We start from the raw sequence: 22,199 nt of genomic DNA, 5'->3' as shown, positions 1-22,199 counted from the left end.
CTCCTTTAGAAACGCAGGCGGATACCGGCAACCAGGCGGGTCTGGCCCAGGTCTTCGCCGTCTTCGCGGGCCTGGTCGGCACGCGTGCCGTGCAGGCGATTGAAGCTGACCCCGATGTAGGGCGCGAAACCGCGCGTGATCTCGTAGCGCAGCCGCAGGCCCACCTCGCTGTCGGCCAGCCCAGCGCCTTGCTCGCGCCTGGCGTCGTTGCGGCCGTAGAGGTTGGCTTCCAGGTTCGGTTCCAGTATCCAGCGGTTGGTCAGCAGCATAGCGTAAGCGGCTTCCAGGCGCAGCGCGGTCTGTTGCCGCTCGCCGGCGTAGGCGGTGGCTTGCAGCTCCAGGCCATACAGCGGCGTGCCTTGAATGCCGAAGCCGGCCCAGGTCTGGCCGCTGGCGGGCTTGAAGTCCTGGCGCACGCCGGCCACCAGCTCCCACCACGGGCTCACGGCATGGCCCCACAGCGCCTGCACTTCGGCCTTGTGCGTCTTGCCTTGCTCGCGTTCGCCTTCCGTGCGCAGCCACAGGCGGTCGATATCGCCGCCGACCCAGGCCGTGGCGTTCCAGTTCAGCGCACTGTTGCCCTCGAAGTTCTGGTATTCGAGCTTGTCGACGATCACGGCCCAGTTCAGCGCCCGGTCGTGTACCTCGTGCCCAGGCAGTGGCGGGAAGGCGGCGCGGCGGTCGGCGTCGGTGATTGCAGGCAGGGGCGTGCGCGGCGGGCTGGGCGTAGCCGGGCCATGGCTCATGCTTTCATGGTTCATCTGGCCATGGTTCATGTGCGCCATGCCAGCGGGCAGCGCACGTTCGCTGGCGAACAGGGTCAGCAGGGCCACGCCGGCCACGACACTGCGGTTGCGTGTGTCATTCATCGACGCGTACCTCGCGGAACATGCCGGTCTCCATGTGGTAGAGCAGGTGGCAATGGTAGGCCCAGCGGCCAAGGGCGTCGGCAGTCACCCGGTAGGAACGTCGGCTGCCGGGCGGGATGTCGACGGTGTGCTTGCGCACCAGAAACTGGCCGTGTTCGTCTTCCAGGTCGCTCCACATGCCGTGCAGGTGGATAGGGTGGGTCATCATGGTGTCGTTGACCAGGGTGATGCGCACCCGCTCGCCGTAGGCCAGGCGCAACGGCTCGGCATCGCTGAACTTGATGCCGTCGAACGACCAGGCGAAACGCTCCATGTGGCCGGTCAGGTGCAGCTCGATGGCGCGGGATGGCGTGCGGCCGTCCGGGTCGGGGTAGGGGCTGCGCAGGTCGGCGTAGGTCAGCACGCGGCGGCCATTGTTGCGCAGGCCTATGCCAGGGTCGGCCAGGTTGGCGCGCGGGGCCATGGTCTGCATGTCCACCAACGGGTTGCCGGTTTCACTGGCCGGGTGTTGTTGCATCGCTGACATGGCCGTGTGGTCCATGCCGGCCATGTTGTTGTGATCCATGCCCGCCATGGCGCCCATGCGGCCGTGGCCCATGTCGTCCATGCTCAGCACCGGGCGCGGGTCGGGGGCAGGCACCGGGGCCTGCAGCCCGGTGGCGCGGGCCAGGGTGCCGCGGGCGAAGCCGGTACGGTCCATGCTCTGGGCGAACAGGGTGTAGGCAGGTTGGTCGCCCACGGTCACCAGCACGTCATAGGTTTCGGCCACGGCAATGCGCAGCTCATCCACGCTCACCGGCGTCACCGGCAAGCCGTCGGCGGCGATCACCGTCAGCTTCAGCCCGGGGATACGGAAATCGAAATAGGTCATGGCCGAGGCGTTGATCAGCCGCAGGCGCACGGTTTCGCCCGGTTGGCACAGGCAGGTGAAGTTGCCCTCCGGCGGCTGGCCATTGAGCAGGTAGGTATAGGTGGCGGCGCTGATATCGGCGAGGTCGGTAGGGCTCATGCGCATGCGCGCCCATGCCGTGCGCTCGGCGACGGTGGGGCTCCAGCCGTTGTCGGCCACGTCATCGATGAAATCGCCGACCGTGCGCTTGTGGTAGTTGTACGCGTCGGACTGTTTCTTCAGGGTGGACATCAGCTGTTCCGGCGCCTGGTCCGACCAGTCGCTGAACAGCAGCACGTGGTCGCGCTGGTAGTGGTGCGGTTCGGGTTCGCGCGGCTCGATCACGATGGCCCCGTATACTCCGGCCTGTTCCTGCAGCCCCGAATGGCTGTGGTACCAGTAAGTTCCACTTTGGCGCAAGGTGAACCGGTACAGGTAGACCCCGCCGGGTTCAATGCCGGCGAAGCTCAGGCCAGGTACGCCGTCCATGTTGGCGGGCAGGATGATGCCGTGCCAGTGGATCGAGGTGTCCTGTGCCAGCCGGTTACGCACGCGCAGGGTCACGGTGTCGCCTTCGCGCCACCGCAGCACCGGGCCGGGCAGGCTGTTGTTGATGGTCAGTGCGGTGCGCGGGCGGCCGGTGATGTTGACCGGGGTCTGGCCGATGAACAGCTCGAAGTGCTGGCCGGCGAGGTCCTGGCCTTCGGCGGCCTGGGCCAGCGGGCGCCACAGCCCCAGGCCCGCCAGTGTGGTGGCGGCGCTCAGGCCTTTGACGAAGGTACGGCGGGTGGGGGTGCGCAACATGGCGTGGCCTCATGCGGGGGAGCCACGATGTTCGCTGCAGGCGCCTGTCAGGCAGCTGAGGCGCACATTACAGCATTGTCAGCTTGCCACCTCGTCGGCGCGCAGGTCGCGCATCAGCAGGGCGTAGTCAAGTGCGACCTGCTCCGGAATGGGCAGGTACACCACATGGCCGTCGCCTGGTGCCACGTCGATGGCCTGCTGCTGGCGGTTGCACAGGCGGTGCAGGTCGAAGTGGTAATTGCCACGCGGGGTCATCAGCTCCAGGTGGTCACCTACGGCAAAGCGGTTCTTCACCTTGACCTCGGCCAGGCCTTCGACACGCACGCCGGTCAGTTCACCGACGAACTGCTGGCGCTCCGAGACCGAGTTGCCGCGTTGGTAGTTCTGGTATTCATCGTGCACGTGGCGGCGCAGGAAGCCTTCGGTGTAGCCGCGTTGCGCGAGGGATTCGAGGTTGCCCATCAAGGCGCGGTCGAACGGCCGCCCGGCCACGGCGTCGTCGATCGCCTGGCGGTACGACTGTACGGCACGGGCACAGTAGAAGTGCGACTTGGTGCGGCCTTCGATCTTCAGCGAATGCACGCCCATGCCGGCCAGGCGCTCGACGTGCTGGATGGCGCGCAGGTCCTTGGCGTTCATGATGTAGGTACCGTGTTCATCTTCGAACGCCGGCATTTCGGTGCCGGGGCGGTTGCTTTCCTGCAGCAGGAAAACCTGCTCGGTAGGGGCGCCCAGGCCAAGGGTGGGCTGCACTTCGCGCACGATGTCGCCGGTGGCGTTCTCGGTGGCCGGCGTGGCGTCGTACTTCCAGCGGCAGGCGTTGGTGCAGGTGCCCTGATTGGCGTCACGCTTGTTGAGGTAGCCCGACAGCAGGCAACGGCCGGAATAGGCCATGCACAGCGCGCCGTGGACGAACACCTCCAGCTCCATGCCCGGCACCTGCTGGCGGATTTCCTCGATCTCTTCCAGGGACAGCTCGCGTGACAGGATCACCCGGTTCAAGCCCATTTGCTGCCAGAACTGCACGCTCGCCCAGTTGACTGTGTTGGCCTGCACCGACAAGTGCACCGGCATCTGCGGGAAGTGCTGGCGCACCAGCATGATCAGGCCGGGGTCGGACATGATCAGCGCGTCCGGCGCCATGTCGATGACCGGTGCCAGGTCCTTGAGAAAGGTCTTGAGCTTGGCGTTGTGCGGGGCGATGTTGACCACTACGTAGAAGCGCTTGCCCAGGGCATGCGCCTCCTGGATACCCAGCGCCAGGTTGGCGTGGTCGAATTCGTTGTTGCGCACCCGCAAGCTGTAGCGCGGCTGGCCGGCGTAGACTGCGTCGGCGCCGTAGGCAAAGGCGTAGCGCATGGTCTTGAGGGTGCCGGCAGGAGCGAGCAGTTCGGGCTTGGCGGTAGGGTTCATGTGCGCACCGGGGCAAAAAGGCCGGGATGCTAGGGGCGATGGACAAGGCGCGTATTGATTTGCGTCAAGTGAGCGCGGCACTTTTGCCCGAGTGCCATGCACTAATCTCTCACAAGCCATGAGAGGAACTGCAATGAACGAAACCGCGCTACAGAACAAAGCCCTGGCAGTACTCCTGGCGCTGGTGACCATTGCCTTCTTCTGGATCCTGTTGCCGTACTATGGCGCAATCTTCTGGGCGGTGATCCTCGGCATCCTGTTCGCCCCGCTGCAGCGCCACCTGCTGATCCGCTTCGGGCGGCGACGCAACCTGGCTGCGGCCACGACCACGCTGGTGTGCCTGCTGGTGGCGATCCTGCCGGTGATCATCACCAGCGCGCTGTTGGTCCAGGAGGGCGCCACGCTGTACCAGCGCATCGAAAGCGGGCAACTGGACATTGCTGGTTACGTCGAGCACGGCAAGGACCTGCTCCCGGCATTCGCCCAGCATGGCCTGGACAACATGGGCATGGGCAACCTCGACGGGTTGCGTGACAAGATCACCAAGTGGGCAACCCAAGGTAGCCAGGTATTGGCCAGCCAGGCATTCAGCTTTGGCCAAGGCACGTTCGAGTTCGTGGTCAGCTTTGGCATCATGATGTACCTGCTGTTCTTCTTTCTGCGCGATGGCCCGGAAGTGGCCCGCCGGGTGAGGCAGGCCGTGCCGCTGCCCGAGCACCAGAAACGCCGTTTGCAGCTGAAGTTCAACCGTGTGGTGCGGGCCACGGTAAAAGGCAACGTATTGGTGGCCATTACCCAAGGGGCGCTGGGCGGGTTCATTTTCTGGGTGCTGGATATTCCCAGCGCACTGGTGTGGGCGGTGCTGATGGCGTTCCTGTCGCTGCTGCCGGCGGTGGGTGCGGGCATCGTCTGGGCGCCGGTGGCCGCGTATTTCCTGCTGACCGGGGCAATACTGCCGGGGATTATCCTGACCGCGTTCGGGGTGCTGGTGATTGGCCTGGTGGATAACGTGCTGCGGCCGATTCTGGTGGGCAAGGATACGCGCATGCCGGACTACCTGATTCTGGTGTCGACGCTGGGTGGGCTGGCAGTATTCGGGCTCAACGGCTTCGTGATCGGACCATTGATCGCGGCGCTGTTCGTGTCCAGCTGGGCGATCTTTGCCGCGACCAAGCCGCAGGTGCAATTGCCACAGTAGGGGTTTACCAACGCGCCAGGGTTGGGTTCAATGCCGTCACAGTCGCCGCCATGGACAACAGCCAGATCGACAAGCCCAGCTACACCTACCAGGCGGTCTACCGCTACTTGCTCGACAGGATCGAGGCAGCGCCCTGCGATGTGGAGCAGCGCTTGCCGTCGCTGCGCGAGCTGGCCCAGCGCCTGAGTGTTTCGGTATCCAGTACCAAGTACGCCTATGCGCTGCTGGAAGACGAAGGGCGGGTGTATGCGCGCCCCAAGCAGGGCTACTTCAGCCGAACCCGCGCGCCCGCCATGCGTGGCCATCACTCACCGAGCCTTCTCGACACGGTGTTCGCCAGTGCCCGTCAGCCGGGTATGCTGGCCCTGGGCAGTGATGCGCCGGCCATGTTGCTGTCGCTGCAACAGCCGCTGATGATGATCGAGCGCGAACTGGCGCGCCAATACCCGCACTCGTTGGCACCGTTGTTCCAGCCGTTCGGTGAGCCTGAGTTGCGCAGCGTGCTGGCCGACCGCTACACCCGCTCGGCGCAGAATTACTGGAGCGCCGATCAGGTGTTTATCGGCGCGGACCTGCGCAGCATCCTCGAATTGTCGTTACGCGCCCTCGACCTGGAGGGCCAGGTGGCGCTGGTGGAGTCGCCCTGCAACTGGGCGGTGCTAAGGCAGTTGCAGGGTGCACGCATGACCATCATCGAAGTGCCATTGGGTGATGACGGGCGTTTCGATCTGCAGCAGTTCCACCGACTGATGTGCGATCAGCCTGTGCGCCTGGCAGTGCTGTCGTCAGCGGCCAACGTGCCGCAAGGCGGTTTGATGCCCGCAGCGGACAAGCAGCAGATTTGTCACTGGCTGGCTGAGCACGCTGTGTGGTTGTTCGAGAACGATGGCTACGGCGAGTTGTGTTTCCACGCGTCAGCGCCGCGCTACCGGGACTTCGCCGACCCTGAACGGCTGCTGGTGTTTTCGACCTTGGACAAGCTGATCGGCGCAGAGGCGCCCTTTGGCTACCTGCTTTGCCGGCAGCATAACGAGCGGTTGCAGCAGCTGTTTCTCGAACGTGCTTTTCGCTTGTCACCGATTCGCCAAAAGGCCATCGCCAAGCTGTTCACCTCGCGCCGGGTCGAGCTGCATGTCAAGCGCTTGCGGCCCATGCTGCGCCAACGCCTGCAGCAGATGAAGGCGCTACTGGACGTCTACGGCCAGGGCTGCCTGCGCATCACCGAGCCCCAAGGCGGGGCCAGCCTGTGGTTGCAGGCGACCCGGCCAGTGGATATGGGCCGGGTCTTCGAGCGGTTGCTGGCGCAGCGCATCGTCATCGCCCCCGGGGAGCTCTTCAGCCAGTGTGGCCTATGGCGCAGCCACCTGCGGCTGTGCTGCACAGTGGACTGGAGCAAGAATATTGCCTCCGCGCTGCAATGCCTTGTCGAGGCGATTCAGGCCGAAGCTCAAACCCCGTAGCAGTGGTGCAAGCCAGGGAACGCCCCGTCGCGCACTTCGTCTGCATAGCGCGTGCAGGCCTCGCGGATCACCTGGCCGACGTCGGCATACTGCTTGACGAAGCGTGGCACGCGGTCACCCCCCAGCCCCAGCAGGTCTTCGGTGACCAGCACCTGGCCATCGCAGGCGGGTGAGGCGCCAATGCCAATGGTCGGTTTATCGCTGGCCTGGGTGATGGCGTGGGCCACGGGCTCCGCCACGCCTTCGAGCAGCAGGCTGAAAGCACCCGCGTGCAGGTTCGCCTGCGCATCGGCGCGCAGGGCTGCAGCGCTGTCAGGGTTCAGCCCCTGAGCCTTGTAGCCGCCCATGGCATTGACGAACTGCGGCATCAAGCCGATGTGCGCCATGATCGGAATACCCCGTGCGACCAGGAATTCGACGGTGCTCGCCAACGCCTGGTTGGCCTCCAGCTTGAGCGCATCGCAGCCGGTGCGGGCCAATACCTGGGCGCAGTTGCGAAAGGCTTGTTCGTGGGATTCCTGGTAGCTGCCAAACGGCATGTCGGCGACCACGCAGGCCAGACGGGTGCTGTCGACCACGGCGCGGGTGTGGGCGATGGTCTCGTCCAGGCGCATGCCCAGGGTGGACGGGCGGCCGTAGCCGACCATGGCCGTGGAATCGCCGACCAGGATGAAGTCGACCAGCGGGTCGATCACCCGGGCAATGGAGCTTGAGTAGGCGGTGAGCGAAACGATCTTTTGCCGGCCTTTCATGGCTACCAGTTGCGGGACGGTAAGGCGGCTGGTGCGGGTGTGTGTGCTCATGGGGGCTGGGCATCTCAGGACAGGGATGGCCCATTTTTGGGAACTTGCAGCGGCAACTCAATGTACAGATCCAGGCTGAAAAGCGACCCAGGTTACCTTCTCGATTCGGCCGGCTTAGCAGCCTTTTGTGGGAGCGGCCCCTCGGATTCAGCCAAAAAAGGTCTGGATCGCTGGGGCTGCTGCGCAGCCCGATCGCGACACAAGGCCGCTCCCACAGAGAAGGTGCACGGCTTCAGAAGGCTTGTGGCATCTCGCCTTTGGCCAGGCGTCGGTTGATGTCGGCAATCACTTCGGGCAGTTCGTTGATGGTGTCGATCAGGTAGTGCGGGCGCGAGCCGGCGAACAGCGCATGGATGCGCTGACGCTCGCTTTCCAGCTGCTCGGCGCTCAGCGCCCGGAAGCCTTCCCAGGTCAGCCCCAGCGCGTTGCCCGAGCACACCAGTGCCACGGTCCACATGCCGGCACGGCGGCCTTCGAGAATGCCAGGCACGGTGTCGTCGACCTTCACGCAGGCCGCCACATCGTCAATACCCAGTGCAATCACGTTGGCCAGGGCCTGGGCTGGCCATGGTCGGCCGTTAGGGGTTTCGTCGGTGGCCACCACGTGGTCGGCCACGTAGCCGTTCTGCGCCGCCAGTTCCACCACCTTGTCCATCACTACCTTCGGATAGCCCGAGCACGAGCCGATTTTCAGGCCGTCCTGGCGCAGCCCGGTAAGGGTGTCCAGCGCACCGGGGATCAGTGCCGAGTGCACGGCGATCTTCTCTATCTGCAGCGGCATGAAGCGGTTGTAGATGGCGGTGACGTCGTCGTCGGTCGGCGTGCGGCCGAACACCTTGCGGTAGCGTTCGGCAATTTCCGGCACGTCGCACAGGGTGCGGATGTGGTCCCATTTGCCCATGCCCATCGGGCCACGGGCTTCCTCGATGGACACTTGCACGTCGAACTCGGCAAAGGCCTCGACAAAGATCTGGGTGGGGGCGAAAGAGCCGAAGTCGACCACGGTGCCGGCCCAGTCGAGGATGGCGGCTTGCAGCTGGGTGGGGTTGCTGTAGTTCATGTGCGCTAATTCCTGAATTCGGGTGGGCAAAGGGTCAGATGTCCAGCACTTCCATTTCCCGCAGCACTTCGGCCACGGCATTCACGGCGGCCTGCATGCCATCGGCACCGACCACGCCAATGCAGCCGACGCGGAAGGTTTCGACCTGGGTCAGCTTGCCCGGGTAGAGGATGAAGCCCTTGGCCTTGACCCGCTCGTAAAAGTCCTTGAACTGGTAGCGAGGGTCGTCTGGTGCGTGGAAGGTGACGATGATCGGCGCCTGGATGTCAGCTGGCAGGAAGCTGCGCAGCCCGATGGCGGCCATGCCGTCGAGCAGGGTCTTGCAGTTGTCGGCATAGCGTTGGTGGCGTGCAGGCAGGCCGCCTTCTTCGTTGTATTGCTGCAGTGCTTCGTGCAGGGCCGCGACCACATGGGTGGGCGGGGTGAAGCGCCACTGGCCGGTCTTGGCCATGTAGGTGTGCTGGTCGTACAGGTCCATGGCCAGCGAGTGGGCATTGCCCTCGGCGGCAGCCAGGGCGGTTTTTTCGGCGAAGACGAAGCCCATGCCGGGTACGCCTTCCAGGCACTTGCCGGAGGCGGCGATCAGCGCTTCGAAGGGAATTTCGCGGGCATCGATCGGCAGCGCGCCGAACGAGCTCATGGCATCGATGATCAGGCGCTTGCCGTGGCGTTTGATCACCTGGGCGATTTCGGGCAGCGGGTTGAGGATGCCGGTGCTGGTTTCGCAGTGGATCAGTGCCACGTGGGTCACGGCCGGGTCGGCAGCCAGCAGCCTGTCGACATCAGCGGCAGTGGTGGGCTGGTCTTCGGCGGTTTCGAAGGTGCTGTAGGTGCGGCCCAGCACTTTGCAGATCTTTGCCAGGCGCTGGCCATAAGCGCCATTGATCAGCACCAGGACCTTGCCGTCGCGTGGCACCAGGGTGCCGATGGCCGCTTCCACGGCAAAGGTGCCGCTGCCTTGCAGGGGCACGCAGTGGTGGCTGGCGCTGCCGTCGATGATCGCCAGCAGTTGCTCGCAGACGCTGGCAGTCAGCTGGTTGAAGTCACGGTCCCAGGAGCCCCAGTCCACCAGCATGGCTTGGCGGGTGCGGATTGATGTGGTCAGGGGACCGGGGGTCAGCAAGATAGGGGCGTTGCTCATTCCGTTTTTCCTCACAAGCGGTGGAGTGAAACTACGGGGCCTAGGTTGCAATTCGGGCTGTCATCAATCAAATTGTTTGTTGTTATCCCAGCTATAAGTCAGGCCGATAAATATGAACCTGTTCCAGCTACGTGCCTTCGACGCGGTGGCCCGAGAGGGCAGTTTTACGCGTGCTGCCGAGCGCCTGTTCATCAGCCAGCCGGCGGTGACCGGGCACGTCAAGGCACTGGAGGAGCACTACCAGATCACCTTGCTGCGGCGCACCGCACGGCGTGTGGAGTTGACCGAAGAAGGCATCCGCCTGGCGGCCATCACCCGCGCCATGTTTGGCCTGGCCGAAGAAGCGCAGGCCATGCTTGAAGCCAATCGCCAGTTGCTGACCGGGCGCCTGGAGGTGGCAGCCGATGGCCCGCACCGGGTGATGCCGATGCTGGCGCTGTTGCGCGAGCGCTACCCGGGCATCACCGTCAACCTGCGCCTGGGCAATGCCCAGGAAACCCTGGCTGCGTTGCTTAGCGAGCATGCCGACGTGGCTGTGCTGACCGAGATCGAGCCGCGCAAGGGGCTGCATTTGCAAAGTCTTTGTGAGTCTCGCCTGTGTGCCTTGTTGCCGGCGGGGCATGCCTGGGCGAACGATGGGGAAGACTTGCCGTTGGCCGAGTTGCACCAGCAGATCATGGTGCTGCGCGAACCCAGCTCCACCACCCGGCGTACCTTCGACAAGGCCTGTATCAAAGCGGGTGTGCAACCGCGTGTATTACTGGAGCTGGACAGCCGTGAGGCGGTGACCGAGGCGGTGGCCTCGGAGTTGGGTATTGGCGTTGTTTCATCCACTGAAGTGGCCCATGACCCACGGGTGGTCGCACGACCATTATCTGGCGAGGGCCTGATCAACCAACACTTGATTGGTTGTCTGGAGCGTCGTCGAGAATTGCGCCTTATCCAGGCATTCCTGGGGCTGGCGGCGGGGCTGTGATGGCTGTTTTCAGCGTGGCAGCCTAAGATGGCCGGCAACCAGCCGACAGGACCGTCGATGAGCGACAAAGATACCATTTCGATGCAACTGGTGCGCGAAGCGCTGTTGCAGACCTGCCCCGCCGGTGAGCCCGATAGCGGCTTGCTGGCCCGGGCAGGCATTGCCGTTGAACAATTGCACCTGCCAGAGGCGCGGGTCAGTGCCGAGGCCTATGCTCGACTGTGGCGCTTGCTGGCACGGCGCTGCAACGACGAGTTCTTCGCGATGGATCCGCGCGGCCTGCGCAGCGGCAGCCTGGCGTTCATGTGCCGTGCCAGCATGGGTCAGCCGACCTTGGGCGCCGGCCTGGAAACCGCGCTGGCGTTCCTGTCGCTGATGCTCGAAGACATGCAACCCAGCCTGGTGCGCCAGGAAGGCCTGGCTGAGATTGTCATCAACGAACCGCGTGACGAACCGCGCCGCGCATTCACCTATTTCACGTTCTGGATGATCGTGCATGGGGTGGCCTGCTGGCTGGCCGGGCGGCGCATCCCTATCCTGGCCATTGACCTGCGCTGTGCCGAGCCGCCGTTCTGTGACGACTATCGGGTGATGTTTTCGGAAAACCTCTGCTTTGAGCGCCCGCGTACGCGCATGATCATCGCGGCTGATTGCCTGGAACTGCCGCTAAAGCGCAGCGAAGAGGAGTTGCAGCGGTTTCTCGCCGGTGCGCCGGATAATATCCTGGTGAAATACCGTGACCCCGCCAGCCTGGCGCGGCGCATCCGTGATCAGTTGCGGCGCATGGACCCGGCCGGCTTGCCGGATGCCGAAGCCGTGGCTGGCGGGTTGTGCATCTCTCTTTCAACCTTGCGCCGGCGCCTGGTGGAGGAGGGGCAAACCTACCAAGGGCTCAAGGACAGCGTACGCCGCGAGCAGGCCATTGCCTGGTTGTCCGACCCCGCCGTGGGCCTTGGCGAGATCGCCGAGCGGTTGGGCTTTGCCGACAGCAGTTCGTTCTACAAGGCTTTTCGCAAGTGGTTCGGTTGCAATCCGGGGCATTACCGAAGCCTGGTACTGGGGCGACAAGCGCCCGCACAGGAAAAGCCTTGATACGGGATGAAGCTGCGCTGAAAAACGCCTCGCCAGCCCTTCCTCTCGAGGCGGTTCATGCAGACCCTGGGGCCGGTGGCTGAGGTTCCCCCTGATGACGGCGCGTATCAGCTGACAGAGTGGGTGTTCCCCATGTCAACAAAGATCGCCCCCAATCATGGCCAACCCCCCCGAAACCCCTACTGCCCAGACCCCAACGCGCGCCAGCGCAACCGATGCCTTCATCGGCAAGCTGCTGCCCGAATGGTTACGTGCAGCGACCCCGCAACAAATCAAACGCCTGCGCAACCTGTTCAAGGAACACAAGGCCGGGCAGGACAACGTACGCGCAGCCACTCGGGGGCTTGTCCCGCTGCAAACCTTCGCCCTGGACAAGCTTGGCACGTTGCTCAAGGGCCGGCTGCCCGCGGGCAGCAAACTGAACGAGCTTGAATGGCTTGAACCTGAGGGCGGGGTGGTTAGCGACGGCTTTCTCGGTTTTTCCCTGGGGACGATCGAGGTGCGCCAATCCGCGCTGCTGCGTCTCATGCAGAACTTTCCCAGCGGCGCCACGCCGCTACGCGGTGAGTTTGTCGTCAACGGCGGGCGCAAGGTGCTCTATCGCGTCGACGATGCCTTTGTCAAAGCGTGCAGGGACCTGGACACTGGCAGGTTGTATCAAACCCTGATTGATCAAACCTTCAACGCTCAAACGTGCAAGCTGCTTGTCGCGGAGAAGCGGGCGGGGCTCCGGCTGGCTGCTGAGCTGGCAGTGATCCAGGGTGAACTGAACGAGCAGGTGTGTGAGGCGCTGGCCGAGGTGGCGGATGCCAAGCAAAGTGAGGGCCTGCACCTGCAAGGTTACCCAGGGTTGTTGACCATGCTCGGCAAGCCTGTGGCAGATGCCCTGGTGATCCCGTTGCGTGACGCCGCTGGCGAGGCAAGTGGCTGGGTCCTCTATCTTCCCAGCGACCCGTCGCAGGCCCTGCATCACTTCCTCACGCTGGGTCAGATGCATCAGGCCATGGTCAAGCGGCTGAATGCACCTGAATACCAGAGTTACTTTATCCAGTTGATTGCGCTTGAGGACCGTCAGGACTTCGTCCAGCTGCTTCAGACACGTCTCAAAGACCCAGAGCCTGACCTGCAGATGGATGGCACGACTGGCCAGGGTGACGTGTTCGTACGGCTGGTCGAGCAGCAAGTAAAACGGATAAAAAGCGACGCCAGCTTGCTATTGGTGCCGCTGGCACAAGCTGATGCGCGGGCGGCCAAACAGCGCCAGGCAAGCTGGAAGTCGCTGGGCTGGGACGTGGCCAATCTGGCCGGCATGTTTGTCCCTGTGGTGGGTGAGTTGTTGCTGGGGCGAATGCTGGTACAAACCGTTTCCGAGGTCTACGAGGGTGTGACGGACTGGGCGTACGGCCACCAGCATGAAGCGCTGGAGCACCTGCTTGGTGTGGCTGAGACCTTGGCCCAGGTTGCGGTGACGGGTGCGGTGATCGGCGCCACCGGCCATTTCGTACGCAGCCGCTTTGTCGATGGCCTTGAGCCGGTGAGGCTGGACAACGGCCAGCAAAGGTTATGGTCCAGCGACCTCACGGTCTACGAGTCGACGCCCGATGAACGCACCCTGGCAGATGATGGCTTGTATAGCAGCGGTACACGCCGCTGGATGCGCAGTGGTGATCGCTACCATGAGGTTCATCGCCCGCAGGCGGAGGGGCCGTGGCGGCTGCGTCATCCACGCGGTGATGAAACCTTTGGACCGGTCGTGGAGTTCAATGGAGAGCGCAGTTGGCATGTACGGTCGGCGCGCCCGCAGACTTGGGATGACAGCGCCCGCATGCTCGATACGTTGTGGCCGTTCCAGGCACTGCTGAGCACCGAACATGCACAGCAGATCGTACACATGGCGGGCATGAACAAGGACATACTCCGCGGCCTGATAATTGAGAACCGCCCGCTGCCGGTTACCCTGCGCGAGACCTTGCGGCGTTTCGATGCCAACACCCGTATCGAGGCGTTCTTCACATCGCTTGGCGATGCATCGGTGGTGGGGGGGGATGCCGAGATCCAGGCGTGGTGCCTGGCCCGGCCTGGAATGACGGGCTTGGATCCGGCCGCCCTCAAAGCCGCTTTACTGCAGCAGCAACCCCAGCTGGAGGGGCCTCTGCTGCAGCATCTGACCCGGGTCAGGCTGCCGGATGACCCCGTAGCCAGGTTGGTCAAGCGTGACTTCCCCCACTTGCCTGACGCCTATGTCGCAGAGGTCGTGGCCGAAGCCGATAACGCCCAGGCCAAGCTTTCCAGGCTCGGCAGGCTGTCTGTGAAGATGGCGACCAAGGCGCGCTTCTTGTCGCAGGTGGCGCGGCTGGACCGGGCAGTGCAGGGCGTGTTTCTAAGCAGTGCTTACACAGACGAGGCCGGGGAACTGGTGATCAACCTGCTGTCGAGGCTGCCCAACTGGCCTTCGCAGCTCGGAGTGGAGTTACGCGACGGCTCGCCCTACGGTCGTTTGCTGACCCGGTTGTCGGCCATGTCGACCGAAGGTGAAACCGTGTCAATGGTCCATGTCCACGGGCGTTTTCGCTTGTTCGATGGGCAGGGCTACGAACATTCCGCGGAAGTCGCCGAACCAGGCACGATCTTTCAGGCCCTTGCCGCTCTGTTGACGCCCGAACAGCTTGGCCGAATGGGGTTGCCCGCTGAGCAGCCTGCCGCGCTATTGCGTGCCAAGCTCCAGGCCTTGGTGCCCGACACGCGCACCGCCCGCCTGCACCTGCTCGGATGGCGTGAGCAAGCCCCGTGGTTCAACCCGGGCCAGCGTTTGACCAATGGCAGGGTCGGCTATCTGCTGAGCGGCCGCGGCGAAGCCGGTACCGGCCTGCTGCAGCTGTTGCGCGCCCGCCTGGGGGTACTGTACCGAGGGCTCGGTGACGTCGAGCTCGAGCAAGAGGCTGTACGGCTGCAAGGCTTCGGTGATCAGGCATTCCAGCACCTGCTTGATCTGGAGGATAGCTACAACCGATTGGATCGGGCACTCAACCAATGGTATGGCAGCGAATTGAACGAGGCCCGCCAAACGTGCCGAAAGGTTGTCGCTGACAGCATTCGCAGGGCTTGGCGTTTCCAGGGCGAACAGGTTTACGACAGCGAAGGAAACACCATTGGGCAGCGCCTCAGGCTGGAGGGGCCAAGCATCACGACACTCCCGTCATTGCCGTTGTCGGTGGACTTCCCACGCCTCGTTTCATTAGTCATCAACGACACCGCGGTCACCGTTGTACCGGTGGACTTCCTCCACGGCCTTACGGCCCTGACCGAGGTGAACCTCGTCGGTAACCAGCTATCTGCAGTACCGATAGGTATCGCCTACCTTATCGAACTGCGCACCTTACGCCTGGCGCGTAACAACATTCATTTGAACATCAGCTCCATCAGCGCCATCAACCGCCTCCCACGGCTGGAAGCGGTAGACCTGAGTTACAACCCATTGGGGCAATATCCTGTGCCCTACAACCAGCTGTCTCATTTGCGTGAGCTGGATTTGCAGCATTGCCGGCTGGGCGTCTGGCCGAGTGGCCTCGAACACTGCAGCTCGCTTGAAAAAGTGAACCTGAGTGGTAATCACCTGAAGGTAATACCGGAAGTTGTCCTGAGGATGCCGCAGTACTTTCGGCACATATTCGTGGTGATGGGCAACCCCCTGAGCACGTATGACGTGCAGCGCCTGTATGCCTTCGATGTCATTCTGGAAGAGGGTGTAATGCCTTCGCCGTCGTTGAAAGGGCTGCAACGGGCACGTTCGCTTTGGGTGGGTGGTAGCGAGGCCAGCACTTTGGAGGCGCGAGGGCGGCAGTGGGATGAATTGGCAGGCATGCCTGACAGCGTCGGTTTGTTTGCGCTGGTTGAGCAGTTGGAACGCACTACCGACTATGTCAACGCCAGCGAGAACTTGCGGGGCAACCTGTGGACGCTGTTGGATGCCTTGTGCAGCAATACGGCTTTGCGTTTGGAAGTGTTCGCCGAGTTGCGCCCCCCGTTCGGCTCGATCAACCGCGTCGTTCGCCGCTTCAGCGATTTGCTAAAGCAGGCAGCGATTGCCCAGGCTGAAAACAACACCTCACCTGATCGCGGTAATCAATTGCTCAATCTTGGGCGGGGGTTGTTCCGCCTGGAGCAAGTCGAACGACGTGCCACTGCCGAAACAGCCCGACGCGCAGCCCAGGGGCAGTTTGTTGACGACGATACCATCGACACGATCAACCTGTATTTCCGAGTCAAGCTGCACGAGGTACTGCAGTTGCCCTTCCAGCCGCAGACCATGGATGCCAGCGAAACGGCGGGGGTTAGCGATGCAGCGATTGCGCAGGCGTTGCGTCAAGTCAAGGATGCTGAAACATTGCTCAACGTCTCGCGTAGTCTTGCACAGCGGGAGTTCTGGCAGCGTTACCTGCGCGAACGGAGCAGCGAGTACTTCACCAACCTGGAGCGTGTCTATTGGGACCGCGTACAGCTTTTAGAGCAGCAACGTGCTGAACTTACTCCCGCTGAAGTCACCCAGCGCCTTGACGACCTGGTCATCGAACGCGACCAGGACGAGCGAGCCCTGTTGGTGCGCCTGACTCACCAACTGTTATATAGCAAGGAGCGCGGCCAGGCCTGAGGCCGACAGCGGCCAAACCGGTCATCCAGATTGACAACTTTGGCCATTGCCGCCGCGGTTGAGCGGCGCGAACATCATCGGACTTATGGTTCAACTCCAAAAACAATAAACCAGGAGTCCGACGATGCGTGATTACGCCGAGGCCGCTCGAGCGTTCGACCCTGCCCAGGCCGCTAGCGCGGCGCTGCATGGCCACCTCGAAGCCCTCAATGCCTGTGTCGAATGCTGTGACCGCCATGCCGGTGACGGCAAGCTGGCGCTGATCCACGAAGACCGCGATGGCAACAGCGCACGCTACAGTTTTGATCAGCTCAAGGCACAGGCGGCCCGCTTTGCCAATGTGCTCAAGGCGCAGGGCGTGGGTGCAGGGGACCGGGTGGCGGGCCTGATGCCGCGTACTCCCGAGTTGCTGGTCACCATTCTCGCCACCTGGCGTCTCGGTGCGGTGTACCAGCCGCTGTTCACCGCGTTCGGCCCCAAGGCCATCGAACACCGCCTTGAACAGTCCCACGCCCGCGTTATCGTCACCGACAGCCACAACCGTGCCAAGCTGGACGAGGTGCAGGCCTGCCCATCGATCATCACGGTCAAGGCCCGCAGTGGCGAGCTGGATTTTCAGCAATGCCTGGATGCTGCCTCACCGGTATGTGAACCGGTCATGCGCTCGGGCAACGACCCGTTTCTGCTGATGTTCACCTCCGGCACCACCGGCCCGGCGAAACCCCTGGAAGTGCCATTGCGTGCCATTGTCGCGTTCCAGGGTTACATGCGTGATGCCATCGACCTGCGCCCCGAGGACAACTTTTGGAACCTGGCCGACCCGGGCTGGGCCTACGGCCTGTATTACGCCGTCACCGGCCCATTGTCGCTGGGCCATGCCACCACCTTCTACGATGGCCCGTTCAGCGTTGAAAGCTGTGCCCAGGTAATCGACAAGCTGGGTATCACGAACCTGGCTGGCTCGCCCACGGCGTATCGCTTGTTGATTGCCGCGGGCAAAGCGTTTTCGGCACCGATCAAAGGTCGCCTGCGCGTGGTCAGCAGTGCCGGAGAACCGCTCAACCCGGAGGTGATCCGCTGGTTCGCCGAGGAACTGGACGTGACCATTCACGACCACTACGGCCAGACCGAGTTGGGCATGGTGCTGTGCAATCATCATGGCCTGTTGCATCCGGTGCACCTGGGCTCGGCAGGCTTCGCCATCCCCGGCCATCGCATCGTGGTGCTGGATGCCCAAGGTAACGAACTGCCAGCTGGCCAGCCAGGCATCCTCGCGGTTGACCGCGAGCAGTCGCCCTTGTGCTGGTTTGCCGGCTACCACGGCCAGGCGACCAAGGCCTTCGTCGGTAAGTATTACCTAAGCGGCGACACGGTGGAGCTGAACCAGGACGGCAGCATCAGTTTCGTTGGCCGCAGCGACGACGTTATCACTACCTCCGGTTACCGAGTCGGCCCGTTCGATGTGGAAAGTGCATTGATCGAGCACCCGGCGGTGATCGAGGCAGCGGTGGTTGGCAAACCGGACCCCGAGCGTACTGAGCTGATCAAGGCCTTCGTGGTTTTGGCCAACGGCCATGTGGGCAGCGTCGAGCTGGAAGAAACCTTGCGCCAGCACGTGCGCCAGCGCCTCTACGCGCACGCCTACCCCAGGGAAATCGAATTCGTCAGCGAGCTGCCCAAGACCCCGAGCGGCAAGCTGCAACGCTTCATCCTGCGCAACCAGGAAGTCGCCAAACAACAAGCGCAACAGGCCACCCCTGCCAGCGTCTGAAAGGAAACCGATCATGCACATAGCCAATAAACACTTCATCGTCAGCGGCGCCGCCTCCGGGTTGGGTGCTGCCACTGCGCAGATGCTGGTCGAGGCCGGCGCCAAGGTAATGCTGGTCGACCTCAATGCCCAGGCCGTCGAGGCCAAGGCCCGTGAGCTGGGTGACAACGCCCGCTTCGCCGTGGCTGACATCAGCGACGAGCTGGCCGCCCAGGCGGCCGTTGATGCAGCCGTCAGCGCCTTTGGCAGCTTGCAAGGGCTGGTCAATTGCGCCGGCATCGTGGGTGCCGAGAAAGTGCTGGGCAAGCAAGGTCCGCATGGCCTGGCCAGCTTCGCCAAGGTTATCAACGTCAACCTGGTCGGCAGCTTCAATTTGCTGCGCCTGGCCGCTGCAGCCATGGCTGAAGGGGCTGCCGATGAGGCCGGCGAGCGTGGCGTGATCATCAACACCGCCTCCATCGCTGCCTATGACGGCCAGATCGGCCAGGCTGCCTACGCTGCCTCCAAGGGCGCGATTGCCAGCCTTACCTTGCCGGCCGCGCGCGAACTGGCACGCTTCGGCATCCGCGTGATGACCATCGCCCCGGGCATCTTCGAAACGCCGATGATGGCTGGCATGACCGAGGAAGTGCGTGCTTCGCTGGCTGCCGGCGTGCCGTTCCCGCCACGCCTGGGGCGCCCGCAGGAATACGCTGCGCTGGCCCGTCACATCATCGAGAACAGCATGCTCAACGGCGAGGTGATCCGCCTCGACGGTGCACTGCGCATGGCTGCCAAGTAAGGAGAGCGAACATGACCCTCGCCAATGATCCGATTGTTATCGTCAGCGCCGTGCGCACGCCCATGGGCGGCCTGCAGGGCGACCTGAAAAGCCTGACCGCGCCACAACTGGGCAGTGCGGCCATTCGTGGTGCGGTGGAACGTGCCGGCATCGATGCTGCCAGTGTCGAGCAAGTGCTGTTCGGCTGCGTGCTGCCGGCTGGCCTGGGCCAGGCGCCGGCACGCCAGGCGGCACTGGGGGCTGGGCTGGACAAGCACACCACCTGCACCACCCTGAACAAGATGTGTGGCTCGGGCATGCAGGCCGCGATCATGGCCCATGACCTGCTGCTGGCCGGCACCGCAGACGTGGTGGTGGCGGGGGGCATGGAAAGCATGACCAACGCCCCGTACTTGCTGGACAAGGCCCGTGGCGGCTACCGCATGGGCCACGGCAAGATCATCGACCACATGTTCATGGACGGCCTGGAAGACGCCTATGACAAAGGCCGCCTGATGGGCACCTTTGCCGAAGACTGCGCCCAGGCCAATGCTTTCAGCCGCGAAGCGCAGGACCAGTTCGCTATCACCTCGCTTACCCGTGCCCAGGACGCGATCAGCAGCGGCCGTTTTGCCGCCGAGATCGTGCCGGTGGAAGTCACCGAGGGCAAGGAAAAGCGCGTTATCAAAGATGACGAGCAGCCGCCCAAGGCGCGCCTGGACAAGATTCCGCAGCTCAAGCCCGCCTTCCGTGAAGGTGGCACGGTGACCGCAGCCAACTCCAGCTCGATTTCCGACGGCGCTGCGGCGCTGGTACTGATGCGTCGCTCCGAAGCCGACAAGCGGGGCCTTGATGCACTGGCAGTCATCCACGGTCACGCGGCCTTCGCCGACACCCCGGCGCTGTTCCCGACCGCGCCGATCGGCGCCATCGACAAGCTGATGAAACGCACCGGCTGGAGCCTGGCCGACGTCGACCTGTTCGAGATCAACGAGGCCTTTGCCGTGGTCACCCTGGCGGCCATGAAACACCTTGACCTGCCCCACGACAAGGTCAACATCCACGGCGGCGCCTGCGCCCTTGGCCACCCGATCGGCGCTTCGGGCGCACGCATCCTGGTGACCCTGCTCTCGGCCCTTCGCCAGAACAACCTGCGCCGCGGCGTGGCGGCCATCTGCATTGGCGGCGGCGAGGCCACGGCCATGGCCGTCGAATGCCTGTACTGAGGTGAACCATGCTGGTAACTGACGAGCAACAACAGATAGCCGATGCGGTACGCGCCTTTGCCCAGGAACGCCTGAAACCATTTGCCGAGCAGTGGGACAAGGAACACCGCTTCCCCAAGGAGGCCATCGAGGAGATGGCGGGGCTGGGACTGTTCGGCATGCTGGTCCCGGAACAGTGGGGCGGCAGCGACACCGGTTACGTGGCTTACGCCATGGCCCTGGAAGAAATCGCCGCTGGCGATGGTGCCTGCTCGACCATCATGAGCGTGCACAACTCGGTAGGCTGTGTACCCATCCTGCGTTTTGGGACCGAGCAGCAGAAGGCGCAGTTCCTTACCCCCCTGGCAAATGGCGCGATGCTGGGTGCCTTTGCACTCACCGAACCGCAGGCTGGCTCCGATGCCAGCAGCCTGAAGGCCCGAGCGCGCCTGGACGGTGACCACTATGTGCTCAATGGCAGCAAGCAGTTCATCACCTCCGGGCAGAACGCCGGGGTAGTGATCGTGTTTGCCGTGACTGATCCCGAGGCCGGCAAGCGCGGGATCAGCGCCTTTATCGTGCCCACTGATTCGCCGGGCTACCAGGTAGCGCGGGTGGAGGACAAGCTCGGCCAGCACGCGTCGGACACCTGCCAGATCGTCTTCGACAATGTGCGTGTGCCGGTGGCCAACCGCCTGGGCGCAGAAGGCGAGGGCTACAAGATTGCCCTGGCCAACCTTGAAGGCGGGCGCATCGGCATCGCCTCGCAGGCTGTGGGCATGGCCCGTGCGGCGTTCGAAGTGGCGCGGGACTATGCCAATGAGCGGCAAAGCTTTGGCAAGGCGCTGATCGAACACCAGGCCGTGGCCTTCCGCCTGGCCGACATGGCGACGAAAATTGCCGTGGCCCGGCAGATGGTGCTGCACGCCGCCGCACTACGTGACGCCGGGCGCCCGGCGCTGGTGGAAGCGTCCATGGCCAAGCTGTTTGCCTCGGAAATGGCCGAAAAGGTCTGTTCGGATGCCTTGCAGACCCTGGGCGGTTATGGCTATCTGAGTGACTTCCCGCTGGAGCGGATCTACCGCGACGTTCGGGTTTGCCAGATCTACGAAGGCACCAGCGACATTCAGCGCATGGTCATTGCGCGCAATCTTTGAAGGAGCAGACTGCATGGCATTCGAAACCATCCTGTTGGACATTCACGGCAAGGTCGGGCTGATTACCCTCAACCGCCCGCAGGCACTGAATGCGCTGAACGCGCAGATTGTTGGCGAGATCAACCAGGCTCTGGACCAGCTCGAGCGTGACCCGAACATCGGCTGCGTGGTGCTTACGGGTTCGGCCAAGGCCTTTGCCGCTGGCGCCGACATCAAGGAAATGGCCGACCTGCAATACCCGCAGATCTACGTCGATGACCTGTTCAGCGATGCTGACCGCATTGCCAACCGGCGCAAGCCGATCATTGCTGCGGTATCCGGCTTCGCCTTGGGCGGCGGCTGCGAGCTGGCGATGATGTGTGACTTTATCCTTGCTGCGGACAACGCCAAGTTCGGTCAACCTGAAATCAACCTTGGCGTGCTGCCGGGCATGGGCGGCACCCAGCGGCTCACCCGTGCGGTGGGCAAGGCCAAGGCCATGGAACTGTGCCTGACCGGTCGCCTGATGGGGGCCGAAGAGGCCGAGCGTGCTGGCCTGGTGGCGCGCATCGTGCCGCAGGCAGAGTTGGTGGAAGAGGCGCTGAAAGTAGCGGCGACCATTGCCAGCAAGTCGATTCCGGTGAGCATGATGGTCAAGGAGAGCGTCAATCGCGCGTTCGAAGTTACCCTTAGCGAGGGCGTGCGCTTTGAGCGGCGGGTGTTCCATGCGGCGTTCTCTACCGAAGACCAGAAAGAAGGCATGGCCGCATTCATCGCCAAGCGCGAGGCGCAGTTCAAGAATCGCTGATCAGACTCGGTTCGTGCCGTTGCCGTTGCCGTTGCCGTTGCCGTTGCCGTTGCCGTTGTTTTTGCTTTTGCTTTTAAGCGCGCGGTAGTTCAGGCGACGCAGATTGCGACTTCAGGAGGCCGAGCGCAGGGCTTGCGAAGGGAGGTGACGGGCATGGATGCCCGTC

16 protein-coding genes are annotated in these 22,199 nt (G+C 63.5%); 10 read left to right on the top strand and 6 right to left on the bottom strand.

The genetic code is table 11. The features are described 5' to 3' along the window. Positions 1–5: 5 nt before the first annotated feature. The 3 genes from SB756_RS23695 to yegQ form a co-directional block, all read right to left on the bottom strand. A complete protein-coding gene (locus SB756_RS23695) occupies positions 6–869 on the bottom strand; it encodes a copper resistance protein B (protein WP_410912089.1) in 864 nt (287 codons plus the stop codon). After that, positions 862–2,559 (bottom strand): copper resistance system multicopper oxidase, encoded by a 1,698-nt coding sequence (locus SB756_RS23690; RefSeq protein WP_410912257.1) that lies wholly within the window; start codon positions 2,557–2,559, stop codon positions 862–864. The genes SB756_RS23695 and SB756_RS23690 overlap by 8 nt, the downstream gene beginning before the upstream one ends. An 81-nt stretch (positions 2,560–2,640) precedes the next feature. Continuing rightward, on the bottom strand, positions 2,641–3,975 hold the full coding sequence (yegQ, locus tag SB756_RS23685) for a tRNA 5-hydroxyuridine modification protein YegQ (RefSeq protein ID WP_341798099.1): 1,335 nt from the start codon (positions 3,973–3,975) through the stop codon (positions 2,641–2,643). 133 nt (positions 3,976–4,108) lie between these two features. On the opposite strand from yegQ, the gene SB756_RS23680 reads away from it, so the two are divergent. Continuing rightward, entirely contained in the window at positions 4,109–5,173 is a 1,065-nt protein-coding gene (locus tag SB756_RS23680; protein ID WP_016500644.1) for an AI-2E family transporter, read from the top strand. A 50-nt stretch (positions 5,174–5,223) separates the two neighbouring features. Continuing rightward, positions 5,224–6,633 (top strand): PLP-dependent aminotransferase family protein, encoded by a 1,410-nt coding sequence (locus tag SB756_RS23675; protein ID WP_410912087.1) that lies wholly within the window; start codon positions 5,224–5,226, stop codon positions 6,631–6,633. On the opposite strand, the gene panB is transcribed toward SB756_RS23675, so the two are convergent. From panB to SB756_RS23660, 3 genes are all read right to left on the bottom strand, one after another. After that, positions 6,621–7,436: a 3-methyl-2-oxobutanoate hydroxymethyltransferase gene (gene panB, locus SB756_RS23670; RefSeq protein ID WP_410912085.1), complete on the bottom strand. Its 816-nt coding sequence runs from the start codon at positions 7,434–7,436 to the stop codon at positions 6,621–6,623. The genes SB756_RS23675 and panB overlap by 13 nt on opposite strands. Positions 7,437–7,668: 232 nt before the next feature. Further along, the gene (phnX, locus tag SB756_RS23665) at positions 7,669–8,496 is read right to left on the bottom strand and encodes a phosphonoacetaldehyde hydrolase (RefSeq protein WP_132846253.1); all 828 of its coding nucleotides are present in this window, start codon (positions 8,494–8,496) and stop codon (positions 7,669–7,671) included. 34 nt (positions 8,497–8,530) lie between these two features. Further along, positions 8,531–9,637, bottom strand: coding sequence for a 2-aminoethylphosphonate--pyruvate transaminase (locus SB756_RS23660; RefSeq protein WP_410912083.1), 1,107 nt, complete (start codon positions 9,635–9,637; stop codon positions 8,531–8,533). A 112-nt stretch (positions 9,638–9,749) separates the two neighbouring features. On the opposite strand from SB756_RS23660, the gene SB756_RS23655 reads away from it, so the two are divergent. From SB756_RS23655 to SB756_RS23620, 8 genes are all read left to right on the top strand, one after another. Further along, on the top strand, positions 9,750–10,613 hold the full coding sequence (locus SB756_RS23655) for a LysR substrate-binding domain-containing protein (protein WP_410912081.1): 864 nt from the start codon (positions 9,750–9,752) through the stop codon (positions 10,611–10,613). Positions 10,614–10,670: 57 nt separating this feature from the next. Continuing rightward, on the top strand, positions 10,671–11,705 hold the full coding sequence (locus tag SB756_RS23650; protein ID WP_341798105.1) for an AraC family transcriptional regulator: 1,035 nt from the start codon (positions 10,671–10,673) through the stop codon (positions 11,703–11,705). A 157-nt stretch (positions 11,706–11,862) separates the two neighbouring features. Continuing rightward, a complete protein-coding gene (locus SB756_RS23645) occupies positions 11,863–16,353 on the top strand; it encodes an NEL-type E3 ubiquitin ligase domain-containing protein (protein ID WP_410912079.1) in 4,491 nt (1,496 codons plus the stop codon). Between the two features lie 124 nt (positions 16,354–16,477). After that, on the top strand, positions 16,478–18,124 hold the full coding sequence (locus SB756_RS23640; protein WP_341798107.1) for an AMP-binding protein: 1,647 nt from the start codon (positions 16,478–16,480) through the stop codon (positions 18,122–18,124). A gap of 13 nt (positions 18,125–18,137) precedes the next feature. Continuing rightward, positions 18,138–18,905, top strand: coding sequence for an SDR family NAD(P)-dependent oxidoreductase (locus tag SB756_RS23635; protein WP_341798108.1), 768 nt, complete (start codon positions 18,138–18,140; stop codon positions 18,903–18,905). 11 nt (positions 18,906–18,916) lie between these two features. Beyond that, positions 18,917–20,110 carry an acetyl-CoA C-acyltransferase gene (locus tag SB756_RS23630; RefSeq protein WP_341798109.1) on the top strand — a complete coding sequence of 398 codons (1,194 nt, stop codon included), beginning with the start codon at positions 18,917–18,919 and terminating at the stop codon, positions 20,108–20,110. 8 nt (positions 20,111–20,118) lie between these two features. After that, positions 20,119–21,246, top strand: a complete 1,128-nt coding sequence (locus SB756_RS23625) for an acyl-CoA dehydrogenase (protein WP_410912077.1) — start codon at positions 20,119–20,121, stop codon at positions 21,244–21,246. Between the two features lie 13 nt (positions 21,247–21,259). Beyond that, complete coding sequence (locus SB756_RS23620) at positions 21,260–22,033, top strand: enoyl-CoA hydratase (RefSeq protein WP_341798111.1); 774 nt, start codon at positions 21,260–21,262, stop codon at positions 22,031–22,033. Positions 22,034–22,199 lie beyond the last annotated feature (166 nt).

The organism is Pseudomonas sp. SIMBA_068 (assembly GCF_046534705.1).
Lineage (GTDB): Bacteria > Pseudomonadota > Gammaproteobacteria > Pseudomonadales > Pseudomonadaceae > Aquipseudomonas > Aquipseudomonas putida.
Note: the sequence above shows the minus strand (reverse complement) of the source record. Positions and strands in the feature narration are given on the sequence as shown.

Excerpts from the sequence above, each read along its gene's own strand:
- SB756_RS23695 (WP_410912089.1), bottom strand. The coding sequence starts at position 869 with ATGAATGACACACGCAACCGCAGTGTCGTGGCCGGCGTGGCCCTGCTG.
- yegQ (WP_341798099.1), bottom strand. The coding sequence starts at position 3,975 with ATGAACCCTACCGCCAAGCCCGAACTGCTCGCTCCTGCCGGCACCCTC.
- SB756_RS23680 (WP_016500644.1), top strand. The coding sequence starts at position 4,109 with ATGAACGAAACCGCGCTACAGAACAAAGCCCTGGCAGTACTCCTGGCG.
- SB756_RS23675 (WP_410912087.1), top strand. The coding sequence starts at position 5,224 with ATGGACAACAGCCAGATCGACAAGCCCAGCTACACCTACCAGGCGGTC.
- panB (WP_410912085.1), bottom strand. The coding sequence starts at position 7,436 with ATGAGCACACACACCCGCACCAGCCGCCTTACCGTCCCGCAACTGGTA.
- phnX (WP_132846253.1), bottom strand. The coding sequence starts at position 8,496 with ATGAACTACAGCAACCCCACCCAGCTGCAAGCCGCCATCCTCGACTGG.
- SB756_RS23660 (WP_410912083.1), bottom strand. The coding sequence starts at position 9,637 with ATGAGCAACGCCCCTATCTTGCTGACCCCCGGTCCCCTGACCACATCA.
- SB756_RS23655 (WP_410912081.1), top strand. The coding sequence starts at position 9,750 with ATGAACCTGTTCCAGCTACGTGCCTTCGACGCGGTGGCCCGAGAGGGC.
- SB756_RS23650 (WP_341798105.1), top strand. The coding sequence starts at position 10,671 with ATGAGCGACAAAGATACCATTTCGATGCAACTGGTGCGCGAAGCGCTG.
- SB756_RS23645 (WP_410912079.1), top strand. The coding sequence starts at position 11,863 with ATGGCCAACCCCCCCGAAACCCCTACTGCCCAGACCCCAACGCGCGCC.
- SB756_RS23640 (WP_341798107.1), top strand. The coding sequence starts at position 16,478 with ATGCGTGATTACGCCGAGGCCGCTCGAGCGTTCGACCCTGCCCAGGCC.
- SB756_RS23635 (WP_341798108.1), top strand. The coding sequence starts at position 18,138 with ATGCACATAGCCAATAAACACTTCATCGTCAGCGGCGCCGCCTCCGGG.
- SB756_RS23630 (WP_341798109.1), top strand. The coding sequence starts at position 18,917 with ATGACCCTCGCCAATGATCCGATTGTTATCGTCAGCGCCGTGCGCACG.
- SB756_RS23625 (WP_410912077.1), top strand. The coding sequence starts at position 20,119 with ATGCTGGTAACTGACGAGCAACAACAGATAGCCGATGCGGTACGCGCC.
- SB756_RS23620 (WP_341798111.1), top strand. The coding sequence starts at position 21,260 with ATGGCATTCGAAACCATCCTGTTGGACATTCACGGCAAGGTCGGGCTG.